This is a genomic window from Paenibacillus pinisoli, assembly GCF_003605435.1.
In the GTDB taxonomy this organism is placed as follows: Bacteria; Bacillota; Bacilli; order Paenibacillales; family Paenibacillaceae; genus Pristimantibacillus; species Pristimantibacillus pinisoli.
Genome location: NZ_QXQB01000004.1, coordinates 371653 through 386349, shown reverse-complemented (window position 1 = coordinate 386349; position 14697 = coordinate 371653). Strand labels below are relative to the sequence as shown.

The following is a 14697-nucleotide window of genomic DNA, read 5'->3' as shown; positions in this document are numbered from 1 at the left end:
GTCAATATTTCATGGAGGATTCGGGAATGCGCAATATGAAGATAGAAACGGAGAAGGGGCACGAAATCGTCAGCCGTCTCATCCTGGAGAGAATCTCGAGCGGCGAATGGGAGCCGGGCGCTAAGCTGCCGTCGGTTGTGGAGCTGTCTCAGCAGTTCGGAGTTGGCCGCTCCACGCTTCGCGAAGCATTAAGCGCGCTCAAAGCTACCGGCTGGCTTGACATTCGCCATGGCGGCGGAACGTTTGTGAAAAAAGTACTGCCGAGCGAAAACGCCCAGGGCAGCTCACTATTCCAGGAAGCCAGCTCCATTCTGGAAATACTCGAAGTACGCAAGCTGCTGGAAGCCGGCACTTCCTCCTACGCGGCCGAACGCCGCACTGACGAGGATCTGGCCAAACTGCAAGCGATATTGGACAAGATGGAGCATGCTCTTCTTCAAGGCGACACCGTAGAAGGAGAAAGAGCCGACGTAGAGTTTCATACCGCCATTGCGGCCGCTTCACGCAACTCCCTGCTCATTCAGCTTATGGAGTCGCTGACGCAGCGGCTGAGCGAGACGATCGGCAAGACGCGGGAGCTGTGGTTCTACCAAGAGAAATCAACGGCTGAACGGCTGCTTGACGAGCACCGCTCTATCTTTGAAGCGATTAAGGGAGGCAACGCCGAGCTCGCCAACCGGCTTATCGGCGAGCATCTGACTAAAGTCGAGACTGTGCTGAGAGCGACGATTCAAAATGCCGCCGCCAAAACCTAAAAAGAACCGCTGCAAGAGCCAGTTTCCTGGTCTCATGCAGCGGCCTTCATCCGTGCGGATCTTATGCCGTTCGCTTCAAGGGCTTACTCAGCCGGCTGCTCCAAAGCGCTTGGATCCATGTATATAACTTCCCACATGTGTCCGTCCAAGTCTTGGAACCCCGCTTGGTACATAAAGCCGTGATCCACAGGATCGATGCTCGGATTAGCTCCTGCGGCAAAAGCACGATCCACAATAGCTTGTACCTCTTCCTTGCTATCGGCAGAAATTCCGACCAGTACCTCTGTGGTAGCCGCCGCATTCGCAACGTCCTTAGTGGTGAAGCCCTTGAAAAACTCCTCTTGAAGAAGCATAACAAAAATATTTTCTCCTACAACCATGCAGGCAGCTTTGTCATCTGTAAAGTTGAGGTTAAAATCGAAACCTATTCTGCCAAAAAACGCTTTCGACGCATCCAGATTTTTCACCGGTAAATTAACGAAAATTTGCTTGGACACCAACGCCATTTGCAATCACCTCATATATTAGTGGGACTTCCATTTCACTAATATCATTATAACCCGAAATATGGATTGCCGTTTCTTATCGATTGCTATGATTTATTAAGTGCCGGGCCAGGCACCCACCAATTGGGCCATAAGCTTCATCGTCTGCTCCATCGCAGCGGCAGTATCCGGCATCTCCGCCATTCGAAGCGCCGATTCGTTCAATCCGCCGGAGATAAAGGACGCCAGCGCATCCACGGATGCCTCCGCAAACATGCCTTGCTCCTGCATAAGAGTGAGCTGCTCGCGCAGATGGCTCATCGAATTTTTCCCATCCAGCATTCGCCACGTATCCCAGCCTAACACGGAAGGGCCGTCAATCAACATGATACGCTTGTTATCCGGCTCAACCGCCGCAGCCAGAAAAGCATGGCAGCCAAGCAGCAACTGCTCTCTAAGGTCTTCGCTGCGGGAAGCTTCTTGCTCTACCCGCTCCCCTACCTCTTGTTGGACCGATTCCAATACGGCAAGAAACAGCCCATGTTTGTTTCGAAAATGGTGATACAACGCGCCGCGTGTCACATCCGCTTCAGCCGCGATAGACTCGAGTGCCGCATTCGCGTACCCGTGCTCGGCAAAGTGCTTCTTCGCAACGTCAATCAGTGTCCGCAGCGTTTCGTTCGCATCCTCCTTTGTCCTTCTCATAACCGGTTCCAAACCCTTTCCTTACCACACCTGCTCCTGATACAAACCGCTTTGCTCCTCGGATGGCGGGATTATCTTAATGATATCTATAAGAATACCATTCGGATCGCTAATGATAAAATGCCTTTGACCAAAATCCTCATCCCGAAGCTCGCGCTCCAGGGGCAGCTTTCCCGCAACGACAAGACGTTCATATTCGCTATCAACATCATCTACCTCAAAATTCAGAATCATGCCGCCAGCCGGACGCCGGAACCCGGCAGGAATCGTTTCATGGGAATAATCCAAGAGGGCAAGCTCGAACGGCAAGCCTCCCTCCTCCAGCTTCAGGCTGGCGTACCAGTCAGACTCAAACACAATTTGAAATTCAAAATAATCACTGTAAAAACGGATACTCTCCTGAAGCTTTTCAGTTTGGATCACAGCATATAGACTGTTAACACGCATAATTGGCACTCTCCTCTATGATTGTAGTCGCTAACTTCTATCTGTAATTTAACATACATACAGTATGTATGTAAATATTGAATCAATAATCTTTTTCTGTACAAGGGCTCACTATCCCCTCTGCTCAGGTATCCAGGATCACAAGATTAGGAAATAAGAATACGGGTCAAGCTTATAACTTCCAAATGAGGTGAACTAAAATCAAAAATCCAGATTCAAACGATTCAAAAATTTACGAATCAATGATTCATAATTGTTGCTCCAAAGGCATGTTCGGCGATGATAAAAGGCTCATACTCTCTTTCACAAGAGAGTACAAGCCTTTAATACAAATATGATGAGGTAAGCATCCATCGGGTAAAACCTTTTAAGGATGGCTTATCGGTATGTCATTTAAATCAGGACTATCAGGCACAACAGTTACATCTGATATACAAGTATCAAGCATTAGCTGAATCAGTTACATCAGGGAAATCAAGCATCAACCGAATCAGTTTAATCTTTTATATCGGTTATATCGAGTGTATCAGACATCTGGCACAACAGCTGAATCAGTTAGGTATTTGGGTATATGAGATAAATGGATAAATTAGGATATCAGCAACATCAAGTAATTCCGGTGCTTCCTGAGCAGAAGGGATAGTGAGCCCTTTAGGCAAACCCCTATATATAACTTAAACTGATGTTTGGTTGTTACGAAGCATGGTTGTTTTTGAGCCCGCATAAATCACCAAAAATAAAACAACGAATAGAAGCATAACTCCAGCCGAATAACGGTACATTGAAGCGTAGTCGGTCATAGTCGCTATGGCGCCCAAGAGCAAAGCTCCAATTGCTACACCAAAATCCGTCGAATTGTAAAACATACTGTTCGCCGCGCCGTACTGGTCTTTCGATGAGGTGCGAAGCATCCAAGCCTGCAATGTCGGCTGGATCGCCCCGAAGCCAAGCCCATACAACAAGGCAGCTATAATGAGCATACTCATCGAATGAGTATAAGACAGCAGCAGCATGCTTATGGCAACGGATAGGCCAGCCGGAATGAGCACCGCTGCGGGACCTTTACGGTCGAACAGGCGTCCCGATATAGGGCGAATAATGACAATCGTAATCGCGTTGAACAAAAAGAACAAACCGACCTGCTTCAAGCCTGCAAACTCCCCGAATAATACGATAAAACTCAGCAGCCCGCTGTACGTAATCGACAACAAGACGTTCAGCAAAGCCGGCATCCAGAGCTTATGGTTAAAGCCTGTTTTGCTGCCCCCATCCGCGCTTACCTTTGCTGCAGCATTCTTTACATAGCGACCGTCTCTCCTCATTCTTACGATTCCGGAAATAAGCAAGATCGGAAGAACAAGCAGCACAACAGCAGTCCCGACAGAAGCAAGCGTTCCAAAGCCGAAGCCCGACATGAGATTCATGCCAACCATCGGTCCTACCGACATGGCCAGGCTTGTTGACAAGCCAAAATAGCCAATTCCTTCACCCATTCTGCGGGGAGGAATAAGCTGCGACACCAAAGTTGGAAGTATCGTGCTGGCCATGCCAAAGCCAACCCCATAGCCAATTCGCATCACGAGCAGCGAGCTCACCGCATGAGCCGACGGGTACAGAAGCGTTGTGACGGCTGCAAGCAGCAACCCTGCCAGCAATAAATAATCCTTGGACATACGCCTCATAAGTGCCGCGGTCATAAAACGGGCTGCGATCGCAGTAAGCGCAAATACGCTAGTCACCAGACTGACGGCGACATTGCCGGCATGAAGATCATTTTGCACGTAGGCGGGAAAGGATGACAGAAGCATTTGCAGATTCAGAAACAATAAAAAAGAACAAACGGTAATCGAAATAAAGGACTTGGTCCATAACGGTTCATGTTGTGACTCTTGCTGCATGTTAAAACTCCATTCCTTATTTATCAGTTATAGATGTTTATTTTATTCGCGCGACTCCTGCTCCAGCATCTCGCTGGCATGCGCTTGAATCCTCATCAGCATATCCATCAAATGGACAAGCTCGTTCTCGGAAAGGACTGCCTTCACGACATCCGTCATGCCCGCCTCGATCGGAATTGTCGCCTCGATCACCTTACGCCCCTTATCTGTGCAATACACAAGGAAGGAACGTCGATCCTGCTTGCCGACTTCCTTGAAGATCAGCCCCTTGGACTCCAAATGATCAAGAATGCGCGTAGTCGCTGGTTTGTCCTTATGCGTGCGGTCAGCAATTTCCTTCTGAATCAGCCCTTGCGAACGGACAATTGTATACAGTACCGACCATTGCTCAGGGGTAATTTCATAATCTTTCAGCCTCTGCTGTAGCAACGCGGTAAGCTTGCGGTACGTCACGCCCATCATGAAGCCGACAGAACCAAGAGGCAATTCTTGATCTTGCTGTTGTTCAAACTTCCCTTTTTCCTTATTACGTTCCATATCCATACACCTCCATCCATGACTGTCTCATTGATCAAGCCGAATCATATAGTTGCATAAACAATTATATATTAAACAACTATTAATTCGCAATGGAAATGAAAACACTGATGAAATGTCATGCATGCACGTTAGATCTGATGCACAGAACATTAGATGTGAATGGTTGGATGCAAACAACAAAAAGCCCCAAGCCTCTCAGGACACTGTGGCATTGATGATGCCAAACAGATTTTGAGGGTTTGGGGCTTGTATATTGCCGCTTAACTTATGGCGTCGAGCTTCTTCTAGACCTAAACAAGTTTCTTCGGCAAAAGACGAATGCGATTAAACGCAGCATGGCTGTTACAAAAGCTCCTTCAAGTAACGACCGGTATGGGAGCGGCTGCATGCGGCTACCTGTTCCGGTGTACCTTCGGCAACAAGCTCTCCGCCGCCCTCTCCGCCTTCCGGCCCGATATCAATGATCCAATCGGAGTCGCTGATAAGCTCCAGATTATGCTCGACAACAATTACGGTGTTTCCTGCATCCACCAGCTTGTTCAGCAATACTTTCAGCTGCTCGACATCGCCTGGGTGCAGTCCGGTAGACGGCTCATCCAGCAAATAGACGGTATGCTGCGATGTTTTCTTGCTCAACTGCTTCGCCAGCTTGATGCGTTGTCCTTCCCCGCCGGACAGGGTGCTGAGAGACTGGCCCCATTGCAAGTAGCCAAGCCCTACCTCGGTTAGGAGCTGCAGCGTCTCTTTCATTTTTTTCTGGCTGCCGAGCAGGGATACGCTCTCTTCAATCGACATATCCAACAAGTCTGAGATACTGTAGCCCTCGTATGTGACCGCCAGCACCTCATCCTTGAATCGTCTGCCGCGGCATGCCGGACAGCGAACCTCGATCTCAGGCAAGAAATGCATATGGATCGGCACCACGCCAAGCCCCTGGCATTCCTCGCAGCGGCCGCCGGCCGTGTTGAAGGAGAAGTGCTTCGCCGTCAGGCCCGCTGCCTTCGCCTCCGGGAAGCTTGCGTACCAATTGCGCAGATGTGTGTAGACATCCGTATACGTCGCAATATTGGAGCGCTGCATCCGGGACAGCGGAGTCTGATCGACCATAATGAGTGAACCTGCTTCTTCCCAGCCCGTAATCCGGCCGCAGCCCTCCGGCGTCGGCTGATCCGGTCCCGAGGCGGCAAGCAAATCGAAGAGAAGAGTGGATTTGCCGGAGCCGGAGACGCCAGTTACGGATATGAGACAGCCCAGCGGGAATGCAGCCGTAAATCCTTTCAAATTGCGCAAATGAGCTTCGTGTATCGTCAAGTGATGGCCATTGCCGCTGCGTCTATTATGCCGCGGAGCCCGTGCGTTCCGATCCCGGAAGATAGCGCCAGTGATGGACTCCGGCTGTCCGATCAATTGTTGCAAGCTGCCTTGTCCGACGACCTCTCCGCCCTGCGTGCCCGCGCCTGGACCAATATCGACAATATGATCGGCGGCCCTCATGACATCCTCGTCATGCTCAATGACAAGCACTGTATTGCCAAGATCGCGCAGCTGCTTCATCACCTCGATCAAGCCGCTTGTATCCCGGGCATGAAGGCCGACGGTAGGCTCGTCCAGAATGTAGAGCACGCCCGTCAGGCCCGAGCCTAGGATGGAAGCTAGACGCAGCCGCTGCGCTTCTCCACCCGACAATGTTACAATTGGACGGTCCAGCGACATGTAAGTAAGTCCCGTGTCGATAATCCGTTTCAAGCGAATAGACATATCGTAGACAAGCGGACCGACCAGCTGCTCCTCATCCTCCGATAGGCCAGCCTTCACAGATTCCAGCCAGTCCAGCGAATCGCCCAGCGCCTGCGCAGACACTTCATGAATGGCCTTTCCGTTCACGGTTACTTGCCGGCTTTCCTTCTTCAGCTTTGCGCCGCCGCAGCTGCCGCAACTATTCTGTCGGAAGAGGGCTGCTTCGCCGGATTCGCCGCCCTTCTCGTTGTAACGTCTCCATATGCCGGTGACTACGCCTTCGAATTTGCCTTGCGTAACCGACTTCGGAGGTTTCATGTCCGGCATACGGCTGGTGAATGCCTCGCTTTCCGCACCATAGTAGAGCAGGTCCAGCATCGCAGGATCATAGCTTGCAAGAGGGGCGTTCTCATCAAATGGCAGGCGGTAATGAGAGGCTGCAGCCTTCAGAATGCTAACATTGTAATCAATATACATGCCCGACCAGAAGCGTACCCCGCCGTCCCGTACGCTCTTCTCGCTGTCGAACACCCTATCCGTGTTCAGCGTCGCCACATGGCCAAGCCCGCTGCACTCCTCGCAAGCGCCTTCGGGCTTATTGAAAGAAAAGTGGGACATGGTCAGCTTATCGAGCTGATGTCCGCATGATGAACATGCGACCTTCTCGTTATACCCTGTATCTTCCTCATCCGACACTAGCTTAGCTGGCTCTTCACCTACAGCAGGAGCGACTTGCGCGCCGCATGCCGGGCAAGGCCGCTCGCCCAGCTTGGCGTACAGGATACGCATCAGCGTATAAATATCGGTTACCGTTCCGATCGTGGAGCGGGGGTTGCGGTTCGTCAGATGCTGCCCGACGCTAATCGAGGGAGACAATCCTTGAATGGAATCCACTTTGGGCTTGCTTACGCTATCCGACACCATGCCCATTGACTCCATATATTGCCGCTGGCATTCCCGCTGCAGCGTATCCATCGCAAGCGTTGACTTTCCGGAGCCGGACGGCCCCGTGACCACAACCAGCTTATGCTTCGGGATGTCGAGCGAGATGTTCTTCAGATTGTTCTCCCTGGCGCCTCGAATTTGAATCGTTCCGTTCATTGCATTACCCCTCTCCAAGCTATCTTCTAATCAATCCCCTCCATTCTACAACATTGATGCAAGTCTAAAGGTTGAGCAAAATTACACTGTATATATAAGCATGCACCCTATCATGGTGCTTTAAGGTTTCACACGAGACTCGTTCAAAAGATCCATCGCATCTCTTTTCCTCTTGTGATGGCCTGGACTCTGTTTTTCACATTCAGCTTCTGATAAATATTGTGGGTATAGCGCTTGACTGTCCCTGGCGACAAAAACAAGCTTGCCGCAATCTCCGAATTGGAAAGTCCGTCTGCCAAACATTTCAGAACATCCAGTTCTCTCGGGGTCAGAGGTTCGATTACTAATCGGGCTTCGACACGAGGGGGAGCAAGCCGCGCTCCCCTCTCTCCTTCAAATGCTTCCAGCAGCTTCTCAATATATTGGCAAGTGCCGCTGGACAGGTTCGCCGATAAGCGCTCCAGCAGCAATTGCCGTATCGCGGGTCCCTCATCCAAGAAAAGACGAACATAGCCTTCAGGCTCCGCTAGCCGGATCGCTTGGTCCAGCGCTTCGACTGAGCTGGGCTGCATGCCTTGTAGATCGTAAGCAATGGCCAGCAGCAAGCCGATCTCAATCCTGCTTCCTAGCCGGTCAGCTTGGAACGCGGCCTTCTCCGCTTGCTTCAGCTTGCGGACGGCCATATCCGCAAGACCTTGAAGCAGCCATGTTCGAGCGAGCGTAATATGAACATATTCCCGGTCTACCGAAGCGGTCTCATGGGAAAGAACGGGATAGCGTTCGATCCAGCCAGCACCTTCCTCCGTATTGCCCTGCGACAGCTTCAACCGTACCAGCCGCGCCTCAAGGAGCATGAGCCAATGCGGCGTATGCAGCTGATCAAGCTCCCTCATCGCATCCAGCAGACAGCTCTCTGCCCCATTCCAGTCTCCTCTGGCTTCCATCAGCTTAGACAGCAGTATAATGGCCGGAACCCATACGCCAAGACCAGATGGCGTTACCTGCATGGATAATGCCATCTCAAGTGGCGGCTGAACCTTATCAAGCTCATTGCGCTCATAATACAGATCGGCGAGAAAGACGAAGCCATGGCCTTGCAGCGCATAATGGATGGCTTCTCTTCGCTCATCAGAACCCGACACTTTAGCGGAAAGCGCCGCCATCTTGTCCAGCCTGCCTCCGAAACCGATCGGGCCCCGATAAAGCAGCGCTTCTCCGAGATTGACCACTTTTACAATTGAAGCAAACTTGCGGAGCCCTTCACGATGGCGGTCAAGCAGCTCTAGAAAAGCATCGATATCGCCTTTGTAGAAAGCAATCGACGCCCGGTACATCCCCATGCGCATCGCCATCTCGCGCGATGCCTCATCAGTCAGAGACTTCAGTTGCTCACCGAGCGCCGCCAAAGCGCCATTCAGAAGTGAATCCGCCTCTTGTACCCTTCCGGTCAGAGCCAGCGTCCCTGCCTGATAGTAAAACAGATCGGGACGCGCGACGATGGACGCAAGCGGAATTTGCGACAGCCATGCCATCATTTCCAACTCCTGTCCGTTCTTAAGGAGCAGCGGAAGATGGCGCTCTATCCGCTCTGCCGCCCAATCGAAATCTCCAGCCAGCAGGGCATGGCGAATCGCATCCTCATAGGACTGATTGCTGTCAAGCCAGCGAGATGCGCGGCGATGGAGAAGACCTATCGTTCCTGCATCTTGCTTCAGCCGCAGGCGGCTTCTTAATGCTTCCATAAATAAATGATGATATCTATACCATATACGGTTGTCGTCAAGCGGGATTAAAAAGAGATGGCTCTGCTCCAGCGCATCCAACAGGGCATGGGCGTCCTGTTCTTCTGTAATCGCATTCGCCAATTCGGCTGAGAAGCGGTCAACAATGGAGGTGAGCAGCAAAAACCGCAGCAAGCGGTCATCCAAGCGGCTTAAAACCTCATCCGCCAAATAATCGAAGATGTACCGCTGGCTGCCGGAGAAGGCTTGTATAAAGACTGATGCGTCCTGGCGGTTCTGCAGCGACATGAAGGCAAGCAGAAGCCCTGCAGCCCAGCCCTCCGTCTTCTTCTCCAGCAAGGCAAGCTCCTCTGAGGTTAACGGCTCGGCAAGCGTCAGACGCCCAAGCGCCTTCGCTTCGCCAGTGGTAAAGCGCAAATCTTCGATGTTCAGCTGGGACAGCTGCTTGCTTACGCGCAATCGCGACATAGGAAGCGGAGGCATCGTGCGGCTAATCATAATCAATCGAATGGAAGAAGGGATATGCTCCAGAAAGGCTGACATGCTGTTATGGATAAGGGGATTCGCGATGGAATGGTAATCGTCCAGCACAAGAATGCACGGCTCGGAAAGCAGGGACATAAGCTCCAGGATAGCCGTAAGCAAAGAATCAATGACCGAATCCTCCTCGGGCATTCGGTCATTCAGCGCTTGTCGCATATCCGGATACACGATAAGCAAAGCGGCCGCAACGGATCTCCAGAAGCGGCTGGCGCTCATATCTCCTGAATCGAGCGATACCCATGCCGCTTTCACGCTGCGGGCATGAATCCAGGTACGGACAAGCGTAGACTTGCCATAACCTGCCGGAGCAGAAATAAGCGTCAGCTTGCGGCTAACGCTTTCATCCAGTCGTTCAAGCAGCCGCTCCCGAAGCGTATCGCCCGGGGACACAGGCGGAACGACAATGTTCGTCATCGGTACATGGGAAGCGGCTTGCGAATATTCGGTCATCGTTCGGGCTGGTCTTTTTTGCATGGGATCACTTCTTATGTCGAATTTGTTACTTTCACCATAAAAATGATAGAAGCATCTGTCAATACTTTAGGCCTATATTTCTTATTTGTTTCAAGAATACCGTGGAGGGCTATCGAGTGGAGATTTTCGCTTATGCTGCTGACGGCAATCGAATGGAGATTATCGCTCCGCCCGTCCCGGCGTTTCCTGCCGATATTACCCCTCCGCAGCGCTCCACAATCGCTCGCGATATCGCAAGCCCGAGGCCGGTATCTCCGTCCTTCCCTCTTACGAATCGATGGAAGAGCTGCGGAATCAAGGATTCCGCTATGCCACCGCCGTCATCCTCGATGCTTATCCGGATTTGATCCGCCTCAGCGCTAACTTGGACCCGAATGATTGACTTGGCATGCCGTACGGCATTAGACACCACATTCAATAACGCTTGCAGCAGCTTATCCTTATCTGCCACAATTCGCTTTTCTTTAATGCTCTCTCCTATATAATCAACCTCAAGCTTCATATCCCTTGCCATCAGCAGCGGATTGATGCGTTCAATCGTCTCCTTCACCATCTCCTGCACCGTTACGGGTTCGGCCTTGAATATATCCTCTTCGCTATCGAGCTTAGCAAGCAGCGTCATCTCCGTTACGAGCTTCGACAGCCTGCCGCTTTCGCTCATTATAATTTCCAGTCCTTTGCGCGCACCTTCTCCCTCGAACACGCCATCCTTAATCCCCTCTGCATAACCTGCGATGGACATAAGAGGCGTCTTAAGCTCATGGGACGCGTTCTGAATGAATTGCTTCTGCACGCGATTGTAGCGGTCAAGCTCGACTGCAAGATCATGGACAGTCTCCGCCACCGCTCCGATCTCTCCTCCGGCTTGGATCAGCCTGACCTCGGAGAATTGACGGCTCTTCACCTTCTTCAGCTCGCCCTTCAGCTTCATCAATGGCTCAATCAGCTTCTTCGTAATGAATAAGCTTGCCGCATATACCAATAAGCCGGCGGCGCATAAGACAATGAGAAACCGCTCAAGCAGCGCGCGCTCGATCTCCTTGATTTGGCTCATTGGAGTAATAAGCGTCAGCTTGCCTTGAGGAAGCGGCTGGATATCGACCAGATACCGGCTGTCTTTGCCGTCCAATATGTTTTGCATGGATGTCGCGCTTGTAATGCTTCCTGCCTCTACTAATGTGCTCGGAGCCGTCGCCGTGAAGCTCGTCTCGTAACCCGGCAATACATTGCCTTCGGCATCGGTAATGACCGCTGCCACTCCGCTTACAGAGAGCGGGACGCCGGATGCGGCAGCAACGGCGCTTGGAATCATGGCGGGGGAATCAGCGCTTATTGTTTTTTGCAGAGCAACGCCAAGCGCCTGCATGTCATCCTTCTGCTTGCCTACAAAATGATCCATCAACACATAATGAATGATCACTCCCGTTAACGACAGCACAATAAGCAGCAGCGCGCCGAAAGCCAGATTGATCTGGTGAATCAGCTTCATCCCCGCTCTCCCCCTTCATGTCTGAGCCTGTAGCCATGGCCCCATACCGCTTCGACCGGCAGCTGCATGATCTTCTTGCGGACACGCTTCACCAAATGATCGACCGCTCTGTCGCTGCCGAAATAATCATCTCCCCATACAATCGCGAGCAGATCATCACGGGAGAACGCGCGGTTGGGATGCTGGCTCAGCGTTTGGAGCAAAGCAAATTCCTTGAGCGTTATCTCCACCTCTGCCCCTTCCCAAAATACCCGCCTCTCCTCTATAGACAAGCGCAGCTCGCCTACGACGATATCGGCGGAAGCGTGGTCATGGCTTGCAGCCTCATCTTCGGCTTTCAGCTTGTACCAGCGCTGCAGCTGTCTCTTCACCCTCGCGACCAGCTCTCTAGGACTGAATGGCTTCACCATATAATCGTCGCCGCCAAGCTCAAGGCCCATAATCTTGTCGACCTCATTGTCGCGGGCGGAAATCATAATAATCGGCACCTCGGCTTCACGCCGGATTGTGCGGCAAAACTCGTAGCCGTCCATCCCAGGCAGCATAATATCGAGCACCCACATATCCGGCGGATCGCTCCGCCACAGCTCTAGGGCTTCCTCGGCGGTTCCCAGTCCGATCGTTTCATAATTTTCACGAACCAAATAGGCTTCCACCAGATTTCTTATATGAAGATCGTCATCAACGACCGCGATTCGGTATGCATTCATTGCTATTGCCTCCCTGACTCATCTTCCATCATTATAGCAAGGCTGCTCCGATGCCGGGGGCTTGCCATTGTTTTTCCACAATTCCACCAATGAACTGCCACTCCTGGCTTATACACTTGGACATGTAAGGCAAACAAACATACATCCAAGGAGAGTGTGACCATGAACAAAATGAAACTATTCAAGAGCGTTGCCGCATCCACCCTGCTGCTGTCCGCATTCGCGAGCACGTCCGTATTTGCAAATCCGAAAACAGCGGAACTGCTATCGACTGGACCTGCCGCCAAAATAGAAGGCAAGCTTATCGAAGGAGAAGCGCTTCAAGCGGTGCAGGCGATCATGCTGCCTGACCCGATCGAGCTTGCGAGGCAATATGCGCCGGATACCGCTGAGGACTGGGAAGCTGCTATGAAGTTGTATCACGAGCTGTTGAAAGATAAATTCAGCATTTCCTTCGTTGAGGCTGATGGCGTTGAGCTTTCAGAAGGGAAAGCTGGCATTTCTGCAGTCGCAATGCTATCGGCTGCGAAGGCCGTTGCTCCAGCGAGCATCAAAGAAGGCACATTTGAAATAAAAGAGGCAAGCGCTGTTCAGTTCAAGGAAACAGGAACTAGCACTAAACCTGCTTTGACCGTGAGCGGCACTGCTGTTCAGGACATCCAGTTCGAAGTCGTAAAGGAACTGGATGCAAGTGAGCTGACGATTACAGCTGCCACGACTGCCGCCGCAAAGCCATCGCCAATCTTCGAAGCCCACGGCAAGCTCGCGAAAGCAGTGGAAGACAAGGATGCGGCCGCAATCCGCGAGGCGTTAGCCGAATTGCTCAAGCAATATAAAGAAGAAATCAAACAGCTGCAAGCAGAAGAAAAATAAGGCCATTACCAATAGACATAGAGAGTTAGACAGGTTAGAATCGGATCCTACCAAAAAAAGCATGGCGACATTCGCCATGCTTTTTGGCATACCCTTATCAAGGCTGCAATCACGAGTCGATTTTATACCGGAACTGCGTAGCGCTCAATCTCGAAGCCCATATCCGCAATCATCTGGTGATCGACCGTTACATCCTGGCCTTCGGTCGTCAAGTAATCGCCAACGAACAAGGAATTGACCGCATACAACGCCAGCGGCTGCAGCGACCGCAGTCTGATCTCCCGGCCTCCTGCCGCCCTGAGTTCCTTCGAAGGGCAGAGCAATCGGAACAGGGCAAGCGTCTTCAGCGCTTTAAGCGGATCAATCGGTACTGCATGCTGGAGTGGAGTGCCGGGTATCGCATTCAAAAAGTTGACGGGTATAGAATCCACATCGAGGCTGCGAAGCGTCATGGCCATCTCCACAATATCTTCATCTGACTCGCCCATTCCGATGATGACGCCCGAGCATGGAGACATGCCGCTTTCCTTCGCTTTTTGAACAGTGCCGATCCGATCCTCGTAAGTATGTGTTGTCGTAATAGATGCATAATGGCCGCTGCTTGTATTCAGATTATGGTTATAACGATGGACGCCCGCTTGCGCCAGCCGCTCCCCCTGGCTCGTCTTCAGCAGGCCAAGGCAAGCGCAAATCTTGAGCGGCATCGTCGCACGAATCTCCTCTACAGCCGCAATCACCTGCTCAAGCTCGCGCTCCGTAGGCCCGCGTCCCGACGCAACAATGCAATAAGTGCCGGCTTGCCTGGCCAAAGCCTCGCGCGCTCCCGCCAGCAGCGTCTCCTTATCCAGCATGACATATTTGGGGATCGGCGCAGTCGATACAATAGATTGCGAGCAATAGCCGCAATCCTCCGGGCACAGTCCGCTTTTCGCATTCATGATCATGTTCAGCTTCACTTTTTTGCCATAATAATGCTTCCTCACCTTAAAGGCCGCTTGCATGAGCGGCAGCAGCTCCTCATCGTCCGATTGCAGCACCGACAGTGCCTCTTCCGTTGTTAAACAGCTCCCCGCCAGTGCCTTGTCAGCCAGCTCGTCCCATGTTTTTTTCAGCATGCGCAGTTCATTCTCCTTCTGAAACTAAATGATTGCCAAACCAATTGTTAACTATAATTATATAATTTTAAGTTAACAATAGA

The 14697-nt window shown here is 51.6% G+C and carries 12 protein-coding genes; 2 read left to right on the top strand and 10 right to left on the bottom strand.

Annotated features, from left to right (window positions below; all coding sequences use genetic code 11):
- The first annotated feature begins 26 nt into the window (after nucleotides 1–26).
- Nucleotides 27–755: a FadR/GntR family transcriptional regulator gene (locus D3P09_RS18860; protein WP_120112946.1), complete on the top strand. Its 729-nt coding sequence runs from the start codon at nucleotides 27–29 to the stop codon at nucleotides 753–755.
- A gap of 83 nt (nucleotides 756–838) precedes the next feature.
- Here D3P09_RS18860 and D3P09_RS18855 read toward each other — a convergent pair whose 3' ends face one another.
- From D3P09_RS18855 to D3P09_RS18815, 9 genes are all read right to left on the bottom strand, one after another.
- Complete coding sequence (locus tag D3P09_RS18855; RefSeq protein WP_120112945.1) at nucleotides 839–1261, bottom strand: VOC family protein; 423 nt, start codon at nucleotides 1259–1261, stop codon at nucleotides 839–841.
- A 96-nt stretch (nucleotides 1262–1357) separates the two neighbouring features.
- Nucleotides 1358–1945 (bottom strand): TetR/AcrR family transcriptional regulator, encoded by a 588-nt coding sequence (locus tag D3P09_RS18850; RefSeq protein ID WP_120112944.1) that lies wholly within the window; start codon nucleotides 1943–1945, stop codon nucleotides 1358–1360.
- A gap of 21 nt (nucleotides 1946–1966) precedes the next feature.
- On the bottom strand, nucleotides 1967–2392 hold the full coding sequence (locus tag D3P09_RS18845) for a VOC family protein (protein WP_120112943.1): 426 nt from the start codon (nucleotides 2390–2392) through the stop codon (nucleotides 1967–1969).
- Nucleotides 2393–3066: 674 nt separating this feature from the next.
- Entirely contained in the window at nucleotides 3067–4290 is a 1224-nt protein-coding gene (locus D3P09_RS18840; RefSeq protein ID WP_120112942.1) for an MFS transporter, read from the bottom strand.
- Between the two features lie 42 nt (nucleotides 4291–4332).
- Nucleotides 4333–4827 carry a MarR family winged helix-turn-helix transcriptional regulator gene (locus D3P09_RS18835; protein ID WP_120112941.1) on the bottom strand — a complete coding sequence of 165 codons (495 nt, stop codon included), beginning with the start codon at nucleotides 4825–4827 and terminating at the stop codon, nucleotides 4333–4335.
- A gap of 345 nt (nucleotides 4828–5172) precedes the next feature.
- The gene (gene uvrA, locus D3P09_RS18830) at nucleotides 5173–7668 is read right to left on the bottom strand and encodes an excinuclease ABC subunit UvrA (protein WP_120112940.1); all 2496 of its coding nucleotides are present in this window, start codon (nucleotides 7666–7668) and stop codon (nucleotides 5173–5175) included.
- A 143-nt stretch (nucleotides 7669–7811) separates the two neighbouring features.
- A complete protein-coding gene (locus D3P09_RS18825; RefSeq protein ID WP_120112939.1) occupies nucleotides 7812–10427 on the bottom strand; it encodes a winged helix-turn-helix domain-containing protein in 2616 nt (871 codons plus the stop codon).
- Between the two features lie 130 nt (nucleotides 10428–10557).
- Entirely contained in the window at nucleotides 10558–11916 is a 1359-nt protein-coding gene (locus D3P09_RS18820) for a sensor histidine kinase (protein ID WP_120112938.1), read from the bottom strand.
- Nucleotides 11913–12626, bottom strand: coding sequence for a response regulator transcription factor (locus D3P09_RS18815; protein ID WP_120112937.1), 714 nt, complete (start codon nucleotides 12624–12626; stop codon nucleotides 11913–11915). The genes D3P09_RS18820 and D3P09_RS18815 overlap by 4 nt, the downstream gene beginning before the upstream one ends.
- 162 nt (nucleotides 12627–12788) lie before the next feature.
- On the opposite strand from D3P09_RS18815, the gene D3P09_RS18810 reads away from it, so the two are divergent.
- Nucleotides 12789–13499 carry a hypothetical protein gene (locus D3P09_RS18810; protein ID WP_120112936.1) on the top strand — a complete coding sequence of 237 codons (711 nt, stop codon included), beginning with the start codon at nucleotides 12789–12791 and terminating at the stop codon, nucleotides 13497–13499.
- Nucleotides 13500–13621: 122 nt separating this feature from the next.
- Here the strand turns inward: D3P09_RS18810 and bioB are convergent, their stop codons facing one another.
- Nucleotides 13622–14614 (bottom strand): biotin synthase BioB, encoded by a 993-nt coding sequence (bioB, locus tag D3P09_RS18805; RefSeq protein WP_120112935.1) that lies wholly within the window; start codon nucleotides 14612–14614, stop codon nucleotides 13622–13624.
- Between the last annotated feature and the right edge of the window lie 83 nt (nucleotides 14615–14697).

Bases quoted from the DNA above. Each gene is read 5' to 3' on its own strand.
- D3P09_RS18855 (WP_120112945.1), bottom strand. From the start codon at position 1,261: ATGGCGTTGGTGTCCAAGCAAATTTTCGTTAATTTACCGGTGAAAAAT.
- D3P09_RS18860 (WP_120112946.1), top strand. From the start codon at position 27: ATGCGCAATATGAAGATAGAAACGGAGAAGGGGCACGAAATCGTCAGC.
- D3P09_RS18825 (WP_120112939.1), bottom strand. From the start codon at position 10,427: ATGCAAAAAAGACCAGCCCGAACGATGACCGAATATTCGCAAGCCGCT.
- bioB (WP_120112935.1), bottom strand. From the start codon at position 14,614: ATGCTGAAAAAAACATGGGACGAGCTGGCTGACAAGGCACTGGCGGGG.
- uvrA (WP_120112940.1), bottom strand. From the start codon at position 7,668: ATGAACGGAACGATTCAAATTCGAGGCGCCAGGGAGAACAATCTGAAG.
- D3P09_RS18850 (WP_120112944.1), bottom strand. From the start codon at position 1,945: ATGAGAAGGACAAAGGAGGATGCGAACGAAACGCTGCGGACACTGATT.
- D3P09_RS18815 (WP_120112937.1), bottom strand. From the start codon at position 12,626: ATGAATGCATACCGAATCGCGGTCGTTGATGACGATCTTCATATAAGA.
- D3P09_RS18820 (WP_120112938.1), bottom strand. From the start codon at position 11,916: ATGAAGCTGATTCACCAGATCAATCTGGCTTTCGGCGCGCTGCTGCTT.
- D3P09_RS18810 (WP_120112936.1), top strand. From the start codon at position 12,789: ATGAACAAAATGAAACTATTCAAGAGCGTTGCCGCATCCACCCTGCTG.
- D3P09_RS18845 (WP_120112943.1), bottom strand. From the start codon at position 2,392: ATGCGTGTTAACAGTCTATATGCTGTGATCCAAACTGAAAAGCTTCAG.
- D3P09_RS18840 (WP_120112942.1), bottom strand. From the start codon at position 4,290: ATGCAGCAAGAGTCACAACATGAACCGTTATGGACCAAGTCCTTTATT.
- D3P09_RS18835 (WP_120112941.1), bottom strand. From the start codon at position 4,827: ATGGAACGTAATAAGGAAAAAGGGAAGTTTGAACAACAGCAAGATCAA.